Genomic DNA, 16,449 nt, shown 5'->3' on the forward strand with positions numbered 1-16,449 from the left:
GTATCTTTTAAAGAGTTGAATTTTCAAATCTTAATAAGAAGTAAATTCGGAAGAGAATAAACAACGTTAGGTTTTAATAGTACAATCCAAAATTTTTAATATTGTGAATTTTATTAAAATAGCTCAGGAGGTAATAGATTTGGAAGGGAGAGCGCTTTTAAATTTAAGAAATAATATAGACTATAGTTTTACTAAAGTTGTTGATATAATTTTAAATACCAAAGGTAAGATAATTGTAACGGGTGTAGGTAAAAGCGGACATATAGGGAATAAAATTGCTGCTTCTCTTGCCAGTACTGGTACTCCAAGTTTTTTTCTTCACCCCTCAGAGGCTTTTCATGGTGATTTAGGCGTGATTTCTAAGAATGACATCATTCTTGCTATTACAAATAGTGGCGAAACCGATGAGATATTAAAAATGTTACCCTTTTTTATAGATAAAAAAATATCTATTATATCCATAACGAGTAATCCGGAATCAACTTTGGCAAAAAATTCAACCTATCATCTCAATATAGGCCCATTAACCGAAGCGTGCCCCCTTAAATTAGCACCTACTACATCTACTACACTTACTCTAGCATTGGGTGATGCTCTTACAATAGCTTTAATGGAAGGAAGAGGTTTTAAAGAAGAACATTTTGCAGAATACCATCCTGGTGGAAATTTAGGAAAACGACTCCTTTCAAAGGTAGAGGATTATATGCGCAGTACAGAAATACCTATTATACTTTCGAATACGGATATGGCAACATGTATTTATACAATCAATAGCGGACTCTCTGGATTGTGTATAGTAGGAACTCTAGATAATGTTGAGGGGATAATAACAGATGGCGATCTTAGAAGAGCTATTGAGCATTACAAAAAGGATTTTTTTGATTTAAGGCCAACTGATATAATGACAATCAATCCTGTTTTTGTAAATAGAGAGATGAAACTTGAAAAAGCTAAGTTTTTGATGTTAGAAAAGGAAATAACTTCCCTGCTAGTTGGCTCCAACAAGGGCCTACTAGGAATTGTCCGATTACATGATATTAATATTTAAAATAATGAATAATTATATTATTATTCCAGCACGATTGAACTCTTCTAGGTTACCTAATAAAATCTTATTGGATTTACAGGGTAAAAGTGTTATACAGAGGGTTTATGAGCAGTGCAGAAAAGTCAAAGGAATAAAAGGTGTAATAATTGCCGTTGATTCTCTTAAAGTTCTTGAGCACTGTAAAAAATTTACGTCAGATGTTTTTATGACCGACATAAATCACCAATCAGGAACAGACAGAATCGCTGAGGTCAATTCAAGAATCAAAGCAGATATCATTGTAAACGTACAAGGAGATGAGCCATTTATATCACCTTTGCTAATTGAAGATATTCTTGCGGCATTTGATAAAAATACTAATATGGTAAGTGCTATGCATAAAATATGTACGGTTTCAGAATTGCTAAATCCTAATGTTGTGAAGGTAGTAGTTGACAAAAATAATTATGCAATGTACTTTTCGAGAAGCGTTATACCACTAGATAGGGATAATAGGGAGGAGATTTTCAATAAAAAGAAAATCTCGGCGTCACCATATTATAGGCATTTGGGTATATATGGTTATAAAAGTAGATTTTTGAAAGAATTTGCTTCTTGGCCTCAAACGCCTTTAGAACAGCTAGAGAAATTGGAACAGCTGAGAGTTATTGAAAATGGATATAAGATTAAAATGGTGAAATCACTAAAGGAATCTTTAGGAATAGACACTGTTGAAGATTATAATAAGGCTCTTACTTATTTTACACAATAGTTTCCTGTGAGACTAGAGCGTTTTAATAATGTAATGACTGGAGTGTTTACCAATGTGTTGGGTACTCTTTTGATGTTCATCATCACAGTTTATATAACAAGAACATTTGATACAGAGATCTATGGTGAGTTTAGGCTTGCCTTTTCTTTTGTCTCGTTAATTGTTGTATTTTTTGTTTTTGGTAGAGATAATGGAGTTGTTTATTATAGTCAAGAACTGGAGGCTGGAGAAAAACAAAAACTTATAATAGAAGAATGTTTTTATTCTTTATTTACATTATCTGCAGGAACCTTTATACTATATATTCTCGGTCAATTTATTACAGATACAGTCTTTAGTGGAAATATAGAACTGGAAAATTATCATTTGACTCTTTTAATGATTCCGCTCTGGGGTTTTTTTAATGTAGGAATTGCAGGACTCCGTGCAATAGGCTCTATTAATTCCAGCTTTACTTTAACTAATTTTACCCAGCGAGCACTTCGAGCTCTTTTTTTTGTTGTGTTTGCCATTTTTAGCCACACTTTTGAATCCCTAGCATGGGCTATGATTTTATCACAGCTGGCACTAATAGCTATTCTTCTATATAAACTTCCTTTTTTATTAAAGGTTTTTAATGTGAAGTTTTTTAATTTTTTTAAAAGATTTACGTATAGTTTTCAACTTGGTCTTAGCTCCATTATTTTTGTAGTTCTAAGTAGACTGGATGTTATGATGTTGGGCAATCTTTCGACCAATGAAAGTGTGGCAATATATGATGTTTGCATTTTGCTGACTTTGGTAATACTTTTTCCATATACCGCTCTGGTCAAATCTTCTGAGCCGGTAATAAAAATGATGTTAAAGGATAATAATGTTTTAAGGAAGTACAAGGCTAATTTAAAACTGGCCGTAATTCTATCCTTGGGCGTATTAATACCATTCATAATTTTCCCAGAATTCATACTTAGTGTTTTTGGAGCTGAATATTTGAAGGGTGATTTTTCGTTAATGATATTATCTTCAGGGTACGCGTTGCTCGTTTTTTTAGGGAGTCCTGTAGAGATACTTAATATGGTGGGTAGTGTAAAAATTTCTGTTCGTATACTATTACTTAGTATAATAATGAATGCCGTATTAAATTATTTGCTTATACCCCAATACGGTATTCTTGGAGCCTCAATAGCAACTATCTTTTCTTTATTGGTAACAAAAATTTTAGGTAGTTTTATATTATATAAAAGGCACCAACTTAATATTTTTCAATATCAGTTTTTTTATATAGTTATTTATTTTTTAATAGCAATATTTATAATGGAACAAGTAAAGACCTTTTTAGCTAACCTTCCGAAATTGTATCAAGTTACAATACCACTTTGCCTAGGCTACCTTTTTTATTTTTGCTTACTTTGGATTTTTGATAAGGATTTAAGAGAAAAATTATGTAACGTAATTAAAGCACATTGATTTTTAGAATTTTATGCGTTAAGAGATGTATTAAAAATGTCCTACTATTTATTCGTTTATCTTTTAGTAATCGCCCTTAATATCCATGGATTGGATAATAAATATATTAGAAATTTTCATTTATTCATAAGTGGTGTTATTCTTATAATTTTTTATGGTATCCGATTCGATGCTGGTAGAGACTATAATACGTATGAAATTATTTTTAATAAAATTCATAATCTTAAATCAGTTGGAGAGGGATATGTGGGCCTGGAAAAAGGTTACTTACTTTTAAATTCAATATCAAGAGATCTGGGATTTAATTTTCAGATTGTTATTTTTATACAAACATTTTTTCTTATAGGAGTATTTATTTGGCTAATTTCTAAATACTCCAAGAATTATGTAATCTCAATACTTGTTCTTTTACTTTTGATCAATATCTATTCTGGTATTTTAAGCGGCATTGTGAGGCAAGGATTTGCAGTAGGATTTTTTCTAATGTCTATACCTTTTATAATAAAAAGAAGCCTTAAACTATTTTTGCTTACCATTTTATTTGGAGCTTTTTTTCACATTTCTATTGTTTTGACAATCCCTTTATATTTTGTTTTAATGAAGGAGTATAGAAAGAGAATCTATATGACACTTTTTCTTCTTACATTACTTATATATGCGATTAATAGGATTCAAAATCTATTTTTGCTAGCTTTAAGTATAAGCGGTATTTCGTCAGGTTACTTAAGCGAAAGATATTTAAGATTTTTTGAACCTATGAATTTGGGGAGTCATCTATTTATACTTTTGCTTATTGGTATTTTCTTTTTGCTATTCTGTAATAAAGAAAAAATTATTAATGATAAAAATGATTTGTTTTTTGTAAACTTGACGTTTTTTTCATCTTTAGTTTCAATTCTTATGCTATCAACAACATTATTTTCAAGAATTGAATATTATTTATTTTTTGGTAATGTGATTCTCTTTTCTTATTTACTTAGAATATTTGCAAAGGAGTCTAAAATATTAGTTTATTGCTCAGTTGTAATTTTGAGTCTAATTTTAACAGGTAGTGTTCTATATTTACTTGGGGAAGAAAGAAACTTGTTGCCTTATAAATTCAGACTGAATTTTTTCAAAGAATTATAAAATGAAGGTTTTAGCTATAGGATATTATGATGATTTTGCACGTTTTTTTTTAGGTGTTAAAAAAGAATTTAAGCGTGAAACATCTACTATTGAGTTTAGATACCATAGCCTTTATTTTAGTGGTGCTTTATATTTTTGGATCCGGGGTCATGAGGCTTCTTGGTGTTCAATGATAATTTATATAAGGGGGTTATTATCAAGAGAGGGTTATAAAAAAAAACTGGATTCATCTAAAATTTACAAAGGTATTGATTTAGAAGGGGTTATCAACTATCATATAATATGTAATGGCACGAGATATAAACCTGCTTTACTGTTGCAGGCAATTGCGGCGATAGATTATTGGGAAAAAAAATTAGAACATAATAAACCCGATGTGCTAATACTGAGTGGGGATTCCCGAATGGTGATAGAAATTTTAAACATTTTAGCAGTAAGGCTGGGTATCAAAATTTATTATTTTGAACAGGGTCCATTTGGTACTACCATTTTAGATACTGAGGGTGTTAATACAAATGCAACGATTAGAAAAAAAGAGATAGCTGTAAATGCAGAGCTAAATCTGGCAGGTTTAATTCTGCAATTTTTACAAAGAGAACGGTCACAAAAATACAAGAGATCCCCTATTTATAGAGGAAGTGACTTTATACTGCAAACATTATTGAGTTCAGTAGGATTTATGCCTTCTGATATATTTGTAGCTCCCAATAGTACTTCAAAAAGTATTGTTTATGAGGACATTAGAATTGAAGCCGAAACCAAGAGTAGTGAAATAACTTTTTTTCTTTTAATTCTTCAAGTACCTGTTGATGTTAATATGGTTTATCATAGCCCAGATTATAGTAATCATCATGATATAGTTAATGGAGTTTATAAGGCGCTACCAGCGAATTCAAAGTTAGTCATAAGAGAGCATCCTTTGTTTAAAGGAAGGTATGAAGATAACCTCTATAATTTTATAAAAGCTCATAACATTCCTATTGATAATGAAACGGCTTTAAACGTTCAACTACAAATGGCAGATGTCGTAATAGTTAATAATTCTACCGTAGGGGTTGAAGCCATTGCGTTATACAAACCTGTGGTTGTTCTCGGCAATGCTTATTATGACCGTCCTGAACTTTGCATTAAACCACACTCTAATTTAAGTGCGGCTTTAGAGCTTTCAAGAAATTGGAGGCCAGATAAGCAGAAGGTCGATGAATTTCTTTATTATTTTTTTTATAATTATTTAATCGATGGTCATTTTAGGGATGAGAATCTTAAAGGAAGTAAAATGGTAGCAAATGAATTAATGGATGAATATTATTCTCGATAAAAGATATTTTTGGGCTTTAAGAGCAATTTGCTATAAACTCATATTTGGTAAAATTGGCAACATGAGTTATATAGGTCATCCACTATTTATAGTTAGAGCTAAACGTGTTTTCTTAGGTAAACGGGTACGAATTTTTCCCCACTTCAGATTTGAAATTTTAAATGATATGGGTTCGATCAATATTCAGAACAATGTTTCAATTGGTCAAAATTTTCATGCTATTTCTGATGGAGAGTTAACCATAGGAGAAAATACCACTATTTCAGCCAATGTTTTTATTACTAATACGGAACATACTTTCAATCAGGTTGATGTCCATATTATGGATCAGCCCATGAAATTTTCAGAAACCCAAGTAGGTTCTAATTGCTTCATTGGTTATGGGGTGACCATTCAGGCAGGAACAATTTTAGGCAAACAATGCATTATAGGCGCAAATGCAGTGGTAAGAGGGCAATTTCCTGATTATTGTGTGATTGTAGGGGCACCAGCTAAAATAGTTAAAAGATATAATCCTGAAAATCAACAGTGGGAAAAAACAAATAACAAAGGAGATTTTTTAAGATAAAACATAAATGAAAAAAATACTTATTACAGGAGGCGCAGGCTTTATAGGTTCAAATTTATCACTGAAATTAATCAATAAAGGTTATGAGATAACAGTTCTAGATAACCTATCTCCGCAAATACATGGAGAAGATCCGGAATCTTCTGCTTTATACATGTCCATAAAGAACAAAGTAAACTTTATTCATGGTAGTGTTACTAAAAAAGAAGATTGGAAAAGAGCATTAAGAGGAATAGATGCTGTTATTCATTATGCAGCTGAAACGGGAACAGGGCAATCGATGTATGAAATAGGGAAATATACTGATGTTAATATACAAGGTACTTCTCTAATGTTAGATATTTTAGCCAATGATACCCATAATATAAAAAAAATTATAGTGGCTTCCTCACGTTCCATTTATGGTGAGGGCAAATATAAATGCCAAAAACATGGTATAATCTACCCTACTGAAAGAAATGAAGAGAATATGCTTCATGGAGACTTTGAGGTCAAATGTCCATATTGCAGCAAAGAAGTAGAATTGATGCCAACAGACGAGGCAAGCAAAATTCATCCTTCTTCAATATATGGTATTACTAAACAAGTTCAAGAACAAATGTTTTTGGTCATAGGTAAATCTTTAAATATTCCAGCGGTGGCATTTAGATATCAAAATGTTTATGGTCCAGGACAATCATTGTCTAATCCTTATACAGGGATATTGTCGATTTTCTCTACACGTATTAAAAATGGTAATAATATCAATGTTTTTGAAGATGGTTTAGAAAGTAGAGATTTTGTCTATATTGATGATGTAGTGGATGCAACCATTTTGGGACTTGAAAATGATGCCGCTGATTATCAAATATACAATGTCGGCTCAGGCGAACGTACAAATGTTTTAAAAGTGGCAACAACTCTTAAAAATGCATATGCTTCAGATGTCAATATATCAGTCACTGGAAATTTTAGATTAGGTGATATTAAAGATAATTATGCTGATCTTGCAAAGATTAAAAATGATTTAGGATTTTATCCAAAAGTTGACTTTGAAACGGGCATTAATAATTTTGTTAATTGGGTAAATAGTCAGGAAGTAAAGAGCGATTCCTATGATAAATCGATTAATGAAATGAAAGAAAAAGGTTTGTTAAAATAATTATGAAAAGCCTCAAAGGACAAAATATCTTATTTCTTTCCCCTCAATTTTTTGGTTATGAAAAAAAAATAAAAAAAGCATTAGAAGATTTAGGAGGTTATGTGATATGGCATGATGAGAGACCTTCAAATTCTTTTTTTAGTAAAGTTTTTATACGTCTCAATTTTAAATTCTTAATTGGACAGAGAATTAAGAATCACTACGATAGAATTATAAAAGAAACTGAAAATATAAAATTTGATTACATCTTTCTTGTAAATCCAGAAACAATTACCCATTCTATTTTTAAGAATTTCAAAAACAAAAATCCCCAGGCAGAGTTTTTGACATATATGTGGGATTCTGTAAAGAACAAGAAAAAGTCTAATTTTATGCTTCCTTTAGTAGACAGGTTTTTCACATTTGACGCTAGGGATAGAGCTATTGATTCTAAAATTGAATTCCTACCTTTATTTTTTATAGAAGAATTTGAAAATCAATGTGGCAAAGGGAATTTTAAAGAGGATAAGCCTTATAAAACGTGTTTCTTTGGTACTGTTCACAGTGATCGTTATCCAGTTGTAACAGAAATTTCAAATCAGATAAGAAAAAAAGGATTTAAAACATATCAGTTTTTTTATTGTCCTGATAGAATACTGTTTAAACTTAAGCAAATAACCGATAAAAATTTTAGAGTTATTGAGCGAACTGATATAAATTTTAAGCCTTTAAATAATAATGAGATTTCTAAAATTTTAGATGAATCAGATATAGTTATTGATATTGAACATCCTGACCAGTCTGGTCTTACAATGAGAACTATAGAAATGTTAGGAGCAGATAAAAAATTAATCACTACCAATAAAGAAGTCGTAGATTATGATTTTTATAATAGTTCTAATATTTGTGTAGTTGATAGAAAAGATATCCGCATACCTGATGAATTCTTACAATCCGATTATCAAAAAGTAGATGAGGCAATTAAAATGAAATATAGTCTAAAAAACTGGTTAAAAATTATATTTGATTTAAACTGATAAAAACACTCTATAATATACTATGGTATCATAGCGTAAAAAAGTTGTTTTTATGCAGACCAGCAGCTTTAATTTTATTATAAGCTATCGTGTCATGATGATGATAATACTATAAGGGATCATACAGAATCTCAAGATAATTAATATTGGATATAATTTCTATATTTGCCATCTTTTTTACTAAATAAGCTATTATATTGACACCACTCATACTTATATTTTTTGCTTTTTTTACAGCGTTAGTAATTGGCTTAATTACACTCCCTGAGATAATTAGAATTATTCTAGGTAGGAAGGTTGTTGACGTTCCTGGCGGAAGAAGATTACATGTTGGCAATATTCCCACTATGGGGGGCGTAGCCGTATTTGTAGGTTTTATGCTTTCTGCATTTATCTGGACTCCCATGGAGTTCTTTGGTGAGTACAAGTACATGTTTTTCGCTCTTGTAGTGTTAGCAATAACAGGTATTAGAGATGATATGGTAGAATTGTCTTCTACTATAAAGTTCTTAATACAAATTGTTGCGACTGGGGTGGTTGTAGGATTAGGCGAAATTTACATTACTTCATTTTATAGTCTTGGTTTTGATATCATATTTCCAGAATGGCTGAGTTTTGCAATGACTGTGTTTGTAATAGTGGGGCTCACAAACTCTTTTAATCTGGTAGACGGTATAGATGGCTTGGCAGGATCAATAGCATTACTATGCACACTTTTTCTGGGTGTATGGTTCTACATTACAGGCTTTACTAACATTGCTTTACTGTGCGCGGCCATGTCGGGGGGAATTATTAGCTTTTTATGTTTTAACTGGCATCCCGCTAAAATATTTATGGGTGATACAGGATCTCTATTCATAGGTTTCTTTTGTGCGGTAATGCTGGTCACTTTTTTAAAAGTAAATGAAGGTTTACCCTCTTATGCAGATTTCAAAATAGATAATTCTGTAAGCCTTGCGATGGTTCTCTTTATCTATCCCATTTTTGATACTTCCCGTATTATGATAATTAGGTTAATGCAAAAGCGTTCTCCTTTTTCACCAGATAAACTCCACATTCATTCCCTGCTATTAAGGCTGGGTTTAAAGCATCACCAGATTTCTCTTTTTGTAAATGCTTTCAGTGTGCTGGCGATTATTATTTGTATTGCACTTGATGGTATTGTAACTGATTATGTGGCTATTGCTATTGGCTTAATAACCTGCTATTTGATAAGTTTATTTATTTCAAAGAGGGTTGAAAAGTTTAAAGCTTACAGGAAACCCATGCAGCTCAAGCGGAAGAAAAAAGGTCAGAATTAAAGATTACTTTCCTCACCCAAAAATCCACTTTTGTAATGAGTAGGCTTGTTCAGATTTCTATTTTACCGCAGCAACAGGAAGATCATAATTACATTTTTGAACTTGCACTTGAAAAATCCAAATTTAGAAAGTCTCAGATTCAGGACTGGCGTATAAGAAAGCGTTCTATAGATGCACGCAATGAACCGGTTAAGCTTATGCTACAGGTAGAGTTGTGGAAAATCGGTGAAAATCGGGTAAAAATCTCCCCTTTTGTGCCCAAAAACGTCGCTTCTGCGAAAGAAATCGCGATTATAGGAGCGGGTCCAGCAGGATTATATGCTGCCTTACGCGCAATAGAAGGCGGATTAAAACCAATTATTTTCGAAAGAGGAAAAGATGTGCGTTCGCGAAGACGTGATCTGGCAAAAATCAATAAAGAACAAACTGTAAACCCGGAATCTAATTATTGTTTTGGCGAGGGCGGAGCAGGAACTTATTCTGATGGCAAACTCTATACGCGATCTAAAAAACGAGGTAATGTATTAAAGGCAATGGAGTGGTTTGTACATTTTGGTGCAGATCCAGATATTCTCGTCGATGCACATCCACATATTGGTACAAATAAGTTACCTAAGATAATAACCGCTATGCGTGAAGCTATTATCGAAGCGGGTGGAGAAGTGCATTTTGATTCAAAATTCACAGATCTTCAAATTGAAAATAATCAAATAAAAGCGATTCAAATAAATGATGAAAATTGGCTTTCTTTTGATGAGGTGATTTTGGCCACAGGTCATTCAGCAAGGGATATTTTTTATCTGCTTCACAAAAAAGGAATTAAAATAGAGGCCAAAGCTTTCGCCTTGGGTGTGCGTATAGAGCATCAGCAGAGCTTAATTGATTCCATTCAATATTATGGTGATAATGACAATCCATATTTACCGCCGGCTTCTTACAGTCTGGTGGAACAGGTAGATGGCTTAGGAGTTTATTCTTTTTGTATGTGCCCGGGTGGCATTATCGCTCCATGCGCAACTAATCAGGAAGAGGTCGTCACAAACGGATGGAGCCCAAGCAAACGCAACAATCCGTATTCTAATTCGGGAATTGTGGTGAGTATAGAACCAGCCGATTTACCTAACTTTTCACCCGATAATCCCTTTGTTTGTCTCGATTTTCAGAAAGAAGTAGAACGAGCTTGTTGGGAAGCTGCGGGTAAAACGCAGCGTGTACCGGCACAACGCATGATTGATTTTGTGGAAAAACGCGTTTCTAACGATTTCCCGAAAACTTCATATCAGCCAGGGATTGTTTCTGTAGATTTAAATGAAGTTCTGCCACCGCTTATTGCGAAACGCTTGCGCAAAGCTTTTATTGCCTTTGGTAAAAAAATGAAAGGATATTATACTAACGATGCAGTTTTACATGCACCTGAAAGTAGAACATCCTCTCCTGTTTCTATTCCACGTGATCCAGTTTCGCTGGAGCACATTCACATTAAAGGTCTATACCCTTGTGGTGAAGGCGCCGGTTATGCCGGTGGAATTATTTCTGCCGCGATCGACGGTATTAACTGCGTTGACGCGATTCTGAAAAAAGTCATTACTGAACGAATTAGCTAATTTTTTCCAATTCTTTATTAATAAATTCAATTTCATCTCCAGATAAATTAATATCTGCTGCCTTTGCATTTGGCACAGACTGGCTTTCATCACGGGCACCTGCTAATGCTATTGTTATTCCGGGACGTTCAATCGTCCACTTTAGAACAAGCTGAGCCAGACTCACATTTTTCTCATTAGCTATAGGTTTTATTTTGTCAAGAAAGCCATTAGTCTTTTTAATACTTTCGTCAGTAAAATATTTATTGCTGGCACGGTGATCACCTTCTGCAAATTCGTGGCCAGGCTTTATTTTTCCTGTAAGAAGACCACGCTCCATTGGGCTGTAAGCTAATATTGATTTGTTATTCTCAATGCAATAAGGAACAACTTCATCTTCTACAGCTCTATTTACCATACTGAATGGAATTTGATTTGATGCTAAATTCACGTATTTTTCAGCTTCTTTCATTTGCTCTACATTGTAGTTGCAAACTCCTGCATAACGCACTTTTCCCTGCTCAATTAGTTTCGCAACAGCTTCAAAAGTTTCCTGAATAGGAGTTGTAGTATCTGGCCAATGTATTTGATACAGATCAATATAATCTGTGCCCAAACGTTTTAAACTGTCCTCAACTTCTTTAATAACACTTTCTTTACCGGCGTATCTGTACAAATCGATTTCTTTACCGCTGTTATCTTTGCTGTGAAAGGAAAAATCGCCTTTTTGAACATCCCAACGCATTCCAAATTTTGTTAGTATTTGCACTTTATCGCGGGAGTAATTTTTTATAGCTTCGCCAACTATTTCTTCACTTGTACCCATGCCGTAGACAGGAGCTGTATCTATAGAAGTTACACCTTCATCATAAGCTGCTTGTATTGCACGTATAGCATCTTTACGTTCTGTGCCGCCCCACATCCATCCTCCGGCAGCCCAGGCACCAAAGGTTATTGCTGAAACATTTAGATCTGTGTTTCCTAGTTTTCTATATTCCATTTTTTATTTTCATTTTAAAATTCTACTTGGTTTGCGTGCGTACAGTTTCAACTTCTTCAGGCGTAATTGGTTCAGCTTTATTGCCAAAACTATTACGGATGTATGATGTCACATTAGCGATATCCTCATTGCTTAGAGAAGCAAAAGGAGGCATCGCATTCGCGAAAGTCGAGCCTTTCACAACCAGTCCTTCATTAGAGCCATCTAATACAATACTTATTAGCTGATTTTTTTCACCCAGAACGTATTTTGTGTCTTTTAACGGCGGATTTAAGCCTGGAACGCCACTACCTGTTGATTGATGACAAACCAAACAGTTTTGTGTGTAAACAGTTTTACCTGCTTCCATAAAGGCTGGTATTTCCTTTTGTGATTCCTTTGCAGTAGTTTGAGCAGAAGAAGTAGTTTCCTGAATTTCTACATCAGATTCAGTTACTGTGTTTTTCTTTTTTTCGCCATTGCAACCAATAAGCATTAAAAAAGCTAAGCCTAGAATTGGCAGCGCTACTATTCTAATTTTCATGATCGCAAGTTTATTTTTGATTATAAACTATACGATAAATTGTTCCGCCCGTATCATCAGAAACATAAAGAGAACCATCAGGACCTTGCGCTAAACCAGTTGGTCTGTGAGCTGCGTCACCGGGAGATTCTACTCTTTCCATACCGGCAAAACCGTTAGCAAAAACCTCATATTCACCACTTGGTTTTCCGTTTTCAAATGGAACAAATGCTACCATATAACCTTCTTGTGGTTCAGGTGCCCGATTCCATGATCCGTGAAATGCTATAAAAGCCCCATTCTTATATCGTTCAGGAAACATATCTCCCGTGTAAAACAATAAAGCATTAGGTGCCATATGACCAGGAAATGCAGCAACGGGGTCATTTGCATTCTCACCGCCTGTTTTCTCACCATCGCCACCATATTCCGGAGCAACTATTTTCTCTTCTTTTTGTTGATCATAATAAATATAAGGCCAGCCGGCATCGTCTCCTTCATTCAACATATACATTGTTTCTGCAGGAAGAACGGCAGAAGTTTTTTCATCGTAAAGATCAGGGAAAAGAGTGTGCAATTGGTCACGACCATGCTGCATCACAAAAAGCTTGTCATTTTGTGTGTTCCAGTCAAGACCTACCACATTTCTAAGTCCGGTAGCATAGCGTGTACCATCGCCATAAGTTTGTTTTAATCGGTCTGCATTAAATCTCCAGATCCCGCCGGCAGAATCTAAAATAGGGCAGGGCTGCATTCCCGGTGAACCAGGCGTTCTGCTTTGTACCTGGCACGCATTAGAATATGCGCCAATGTTTACATAAATATTGCCAGCACCATCAAGCGTAATTGATTTAGACGCATGCTGTCTGCGATTGATAAGACCAGTTACAATTGTGTCCGGACTTTCAGGATTAGTTACTTTTTGATCAGCATCAAGCTTATAGCGAAAAATCTCCTGGTCTGAAGTTGCATACAGATTACCGTCAGTTAAATAAATACCAGTACCGCCATAATTAGCAAAGGTGCTGGTTGAATCTGCCACACCATCACCATTAGTATCCTGAAGATAAACAATTCCCTTACTGTCTTTAGGTTGGTTTAATTTTACATAAATTCCGCCCTCTTTTGTTACAGCTATATGTCTTGCTGCACCTAAAGAATCTGCGACTTTAATCACACCAAACCCTTCAGGTACTGTAAGATCTGCATTGTTAGAACTTATTGCAAGGTTAGATTTTTCATCTGAAGTTTCAGATTTATCTGTTGCATCGTTCTTACAAGCTGTTAATGTCGCTAAGGACAAACAGGTGAGATAAATAAAATTTTTAGTCGAAAATAGATATTTGGTCATGTTTTATTATAGTTAGTTAGTGATGATTCTTGATTTATGCGTTGGTCCATGACTCTGACATTTCCTTACCAGAAAGAGGATCGGCTTCCGGGATTGGCAGAGCCGCTATGTTTTTATCTGCAGCTGGTCTTTCTCCTGCTAGACCTTTATTGATATCCCAGCTTCTACCATCAGGATAAGCGCCCACAATTCCTAAATCAGTACTGCCCAAATTTTTATGACCAACACCTGCCGGAATAATGACAATATCTCCTGCTTCTATGTTTACTTTTTCGCCTTGCTCTCCACCTAAATGAACTAAAGCTTCGCCGGAATAAACCCCGAGAACTTCATGTGAAGTGCTATGGTAGTGGTGAAAGTCATAGATACCATTTCTCCAGGAATTCGTCCAGTTATTAGACGCAAAGGTGTCTTCCAGCCATTTCGCGCCGGCGGAATTTCGTTCAGAAAAGGCGTTTTTATAGACTAAAAGGGGATATTTACTATTGGGTATCTTACCGTCGTCTTTAAAATGAAACTGTTTGATTTCCATTTGTTTCGCGTTAGCAACCTTTGGCAAAGCCAAAAATAATCCGGCCAAGCCAAAGGTTGATAGAATTTTTTTACGATTCATCATATGAATCTTTTTATTGCCTTTTTAAGCAGGTTCAAGTTAGTGAAATCTATAAACCCAAACCTGTATAAAGTTGTTAAGCAATTGATAAAATCTATTCTTCTAAAGCAGGCGCAGCTGTACTTTCTGAAACTTTCCAGCCTGTACCGTACATCCACTTTGTCATTTTAGTAAGCTTGGTTATATCTATGCCTTCGGGTTCATCGCGCGGAGTGTGATAATCAGGATGCAACAAAGTAGTGAACATAAGTGACGGAATTCCCCATTGCGCATACGGTAAATGATCGCTGCGGAAGTACCAGTGCTCAGGATGTTCTTCTGCATCCCATGAAGTATCTACCTTAAAATGGGTAAGTTCATCATTTGCGCTCATCGCCATATCTACAAGTTGCTGCGAATTGCGATGCGGTTCTATAGAACCCAGCAAAGCTGCAGAATCAGGGTCATTTCTGCCTATCATGTCACCATTAAGAACAGCGACTATTGCTTCTTTTTTTACCACAGGATGTCTTACAAAATAGCGCGAACCTAAAAGACCACGTTCTTCTGCGCCGTGCCATACAAAAAGAGCGCTGCGTTTACCGGGGTTAGCTTTCCATGCTCTTCCTATTGCCAGCAAAGCAACAGAAACCGTAGCATTGTCATCTGCACCATTCCATATAGAATCGCCATCTTTATCAGGAACACCTACACCGTCATGATCATGATGACTGCTAAAAAGTACATATTCGTTTTTAAGTTCAGGATCTGTACCGGGAACTTTTGCGATTACATTTTCTGAAGGATAATCAAAAATATTCACACCCAGCTGTAGCGAAATTTCCGTATTTTCACTCATTAGCTCATCTTTAAATTTAGAGCCGACTAAAACTACGGGAGCAGCTTTAGTATCTGGTGGATTCATACCTTCTATCTGGTAACGACCTTCTTCAAAACCGTGACCAAAGAATCCTATTTGCGACTGTGCAGTAGAATCTGCTACCAGAATAACTGCAGCAGCCCCTTGTTTTATGAGTTGGCCGGCTTGCTGGCGTATTGCAGATAAAGCATATCGGTAAACCCAAAGGCTCATCCCTTCTGCTGGAAGGGGGGACGGCGGGATTAAATCCATCGCGATTACTTTCCCCGAAAGGGATTTTGTGGTGTCTGCGAGCGATTTTTGCCAGGTTACAGCCGATTTTACAGAAGCTTCAGTTGGTGCAGTTACCCAGGCTTCTTTCCACATTTCAAGTTTTTTTCCGTTAAGGGAAATTTCACTTTCTGTTGAAACTGTAGTCCTTTTTAAATTAAAGAATTGAAAGTAAGTTCCATCATCACCAGCCGGTTCAAGGCCGGCTTCCTGAGCTTGTTGAGCGACCCAGGCCGCAGCGCGAAATTCATCTAAAGTTCCTGCACGGCGCCCGCGCATCGAGTCGCTTGCCATTTCAAACAGGTCTTTTTTTAAATCAGCTTCTTTTATTGCAGAAAGCGCTGGTGGTTCCTGCGTTTGAGCGAGCGAATTTTCGGCTTGTAAAACGAGCGAAAAAACAAAAGCAACAGGAAGTAATTGTAATAATTTAAGCGTGTAGTTTTTAATCATTTGAAGTAGTGGTTAATTACATAAAATTTAAAAGTTGGTATTTTAAAATTAGAACAATAAAGAAGAAATAAATTTTGTGTTTACATAAAATTAACGGCTACCTA

15 protein-coding genes are annotated in these 16,449 nt (G+C 35.0%); 10 read left to right on the forward strand and 5 right to left on the reverse strand.

The features are described from left to right. Positions 1 to 103 precede the first annotated feature (103 nt). From ACH3O9_RS13115 to ACH3O9_RS13160, 10 genes are all read left to right on the forward strand, one after another. Positions 104 to 1,048 carry a KpsF/GutQ family sugar-phosphate isomerase gene (locus ACH3O9_RS13115; protein ID WP_416441159.1) on the forward strand — a complete coding sequence of 315 codons (945 nt, stop codon included), beginning with the start codon at positions 104 to 106 and terminating at the stop codon, positions 1,046 to 1,048. Positions 1,049 to 1,052: 4 nt separating this feature from the next. Continuing rightward, positions 1,053 to 1,799, forward strand: coding sequence for a 3-deoxy-manno-octulosonate cytidylyltransferase (gene kdsB, locus ACH3O9_RS13120; protein ID WP_416441161.1), 747 nt, complete (start codon positions 1,053 to 1,055; stop codon positions 1,797 to 1,799). Between the two features lie 6 nt (positions 1,800 to 1,805). After that, positions 1,806 to 3,245: a polysaccharide biosynthesis C-terminal domain-containing protein gene (locus tag ACH3O9_RS13125; RefSeq protein WP_416441163.1), complete on the forward strand. Its 1,440-nt coding sequence runs from the start codon at positions 1,806 to 1,808 to the stop codon at positions 3,243 to 3,245. 90 nt (positions 3,246 to 3,335) lie between these two features. Next, entirely contained in the window at positions 3,336 to 4,373 is a 1,038-nt protein-coding gene (locus ACH3O9_RS13130; RefSeq protein ID WP_416441165.1) for an EpsG family protein, read from the forward strand. Between the two features lies 1 nt (position 4,374). Further along, complete coding sequence (locus ACH3O9_RS13135; protein WP_416441167.1) at positions 4,375 to 5,691, forward strand: hypothetical protein; 1,317 nt, start codon at positions 4,375 to 4,377, stop codon at positions 5,689 to 5,691. After that, a complete protein-coding gene (locus ACH3O9_RS13140) occupies positions 5,672 to 6,259 on the forward strand; it encodes an acyltransferase (protein ID WP_416441169.1) in 588 nt (195 codons plus the stop codon). The genes ACH3O9_RS13135 and ACH3O9_RS13140 overlap by 20 nt, the downstream gene beginning before the upstream one ends. A gap of 7 nt (positions 6,260 to 6,266) precedes the next feature. Continuing rightward, a complete protein-coding gene (locus ACH3O9_RS13145) occupies positions 6,267 to 7,400 on the forward strand; it encodes an NAD-dependent epimerase/dehydratase family protein (protein ID WP_416441171.1) in 1,134 nt (377 codons plus the stop codon). Positions 7,401 to 7,402: 2 nt separating this feature from the next. Further along, positions 7,403 to 8,416, forward strand: coding sequence for a hypothetical protein (locus ACH3O9_RS13150; protein ID WP_416441173.1), 1,014 nt, complete (start codon positions 7,403 to 7,405; stop codon positions 8,414 to 8,416). A gap of 197 nt (positions 8,417 to 8,613) precedes the next feature. Next, positions 8,614 to 9,717 carry a glycosyltransferase family 4 protein gene (locus ACH3O9_RS13155; RefSeq protein ID WP_416441175.1) on the forward strand — a complete coding sequence of 368 codons (1,104 nt, stop codon included), beginning with the start codon at positions 8,614 to 8,616 and terminating at the stop codon, positions 9,715 to 9,717. A 35-nt stretch (positions 9,718 to 9,752) separates the two neighbouring features. Further along, positions 9,753 to 11,321 (forward strand): NAD(P)/FAD-dependent oxidoreductase, encoded by a 1,569-nt coding sequence (locus ACH3O9_RS13160; protein ID WP_416441177.1) that lies wholly within the window; start codon positions 9,753 to 9,755, stop codon positions 11,319 to 11,321. Here the strand turns inward: ACH3O9_RS13160 and ACH3O9_RS13165 are convergent. The 5 genes from ACH3O9_RS13165 to ACH3O9_RS13185 form a co-directional block, all read right to left on the reverse strand. Next, the gene (locus ACH3O9_RS13165; protein ID WP_416441179.1) at positions 11,314 to 12,300 is read right to left on the reverse strand and encodes an aldo/keto reductase; all 987 of its coding nucleotides are present in this window, start codon (positions 12,298 to 12,300) and stop codon (positions 11,314 to 11,316) included. The genes ACH3O9_RS13160 and ACH3O9_RS13165 overlap by 8 nt on opposite strands. Positions 12,301 to 12,322: 22 nt before the next feature. After that, a complete protein-coding gene (locus ACH3O9_RS13170) occupies positions 12,323 to 12,823 on the reverse strand; it encodes a c-type cytochrome (protein ID WP_416441181.1) in 501 nt (166 codons plus the stop codon). 10 nt (positions 12,824 to 12,833) lie between these two features. Continuing rightward, positions 12,834 to 14,153 carry a PQQ-dependent sugar dehydrogenase gene (locus ACH3O9_RS13175; RefSeq protein WP_416441183.1) on the reverse strand — a complete coding sequence of 440 codons (1,320 nt, stop codon included), beginning with the start codon at positions 14,151 to 14,153 and terminating at the stop codon, positions 12,834 to 12,836. 34 nt (positions 14,154 to 14,187) lie between these two features. After that, on the reverse strand, positions 14,188 to 14,769 hold the full coding sequence (locus ACH3O9_RS13180) for a cupin domain-containing protein (protein ID WP_416441185.1): 582 nt from the start codon (positions 14,767 to 14,769) through the stop codon (positions 14,188 to 14,190). A gap of 91 nt (positions 14,770 to 14,860) precedes the next feature. After that, positions 14,861 to 16,345 carry a M28 family metallopeptidase gene (locus ACH3O9_RS13185; RefSeq protein WP_416441187.1) on the reverse strand — a complete coding sequence of 495 codons (1,485 nt, stop codon included), beginning with the start codon at positions 16,343 to 16,345 and terminating at the stop codon, positions 14,861 to 14,863. Positions 16,346 to 16,449: the final 104 nt, after the last annotated feature.

It is taken from the genome of Leeuwenhoekiella sp. A16 (assembly GCF_047946675.1).
In the GTDB taxonomy this organism is placed as follows: domain Bacteria; phylum Bacteroidota; class Bacteroidia; order Flavobacteriales; family Flavobacteriaceae; genus Leeuwenhoekiella.

What these genes read in the sequence shown, in the direction of transcription:
- kdsB (WP_416441161.1), top strand. Translation starts at nt 1,053, where the DNA reads ATGAATAATTATATTATTATTCCAGCACGATTGAACTCTTCTAGGTTA.
- ACH3O9_RS13135 (WP_416441167.1), top strand. Translation starts at nt 4,375, where the DNA reads ATGAAGGTTTTAGCTATAGGATATTATGATGATTTTGCACGTTTTTTT.
- ACH3O9_RS13140 (WP_416441169.1), top strand. Translation starts at nt 5,672, where the DNA reads ATGAATATTATTCTCGATAAAAGATATTTTTGGGCTTTAAGAGCAATT.
- ACH3O9_RS13145 (WP_416441171.1), top strand. Translation starts at nt 6,267, where the DNA reads ATGAAAAAAATACTTATTACAGGAGGCGCAGGCTTTATAGGTTCAAAT.
- ACH3O9_RS13150 (WP_416441173.1), top strand. Translation starts at nt 7,403, where the DNA reads ATGAAAAGCCTCAAAGGACAAAATATCTTATTTCTTTCCCCTCAATTT.
- ACH3O9_RS13160 (WP_416441177.1), top strand. Translation starts at nt 9,753, where the DNA reads ATGAGTAGGCTTGTTCAGATTTCTATTTTACCGCAGCAACAGGAAGAT.
- ACH3O9_RS13165 (WP_416441179.1), bottom strand. Translation starts at nt 12,300, where the DNA reads ATGGAATATAGAAAACTAGGAAACACAGATCTAAATGTTTCAGCAATA.
- ACH3O9_RS13170 (WP_416441181.1), bottom strand. Translation starts at nt 12,823, where the DNA reads ATGAAAATTAGAATAGTAGCGCTGCCAATTCTAGGCTTAGCTTTTTTA.
- ACH3O9_RS13175 (WP_416441183.1), bottom strand. Translation starts at nt 14,153, where the DNA reads ATGACCAAATATCTATTTTCGACTAAAAATTTTATTTATCTCACCTGT.
- ACH3O9_RS13180 (WP_416441185.1), bottom strand. Translation starts at nt 14,769, where the DNA reads ATGATGAATCGTAAAAAAATTCTATCAACCTTTGGCTTGGCCGGATTA.
- ACH3O9_RS13185 (WP_416441187.1), bottom strand. Translation starts at nt 16,345, where the DNA reads ATGATTAAAAACTACACGCTTAAATTATTACAATTACTTCCTGTTGCT.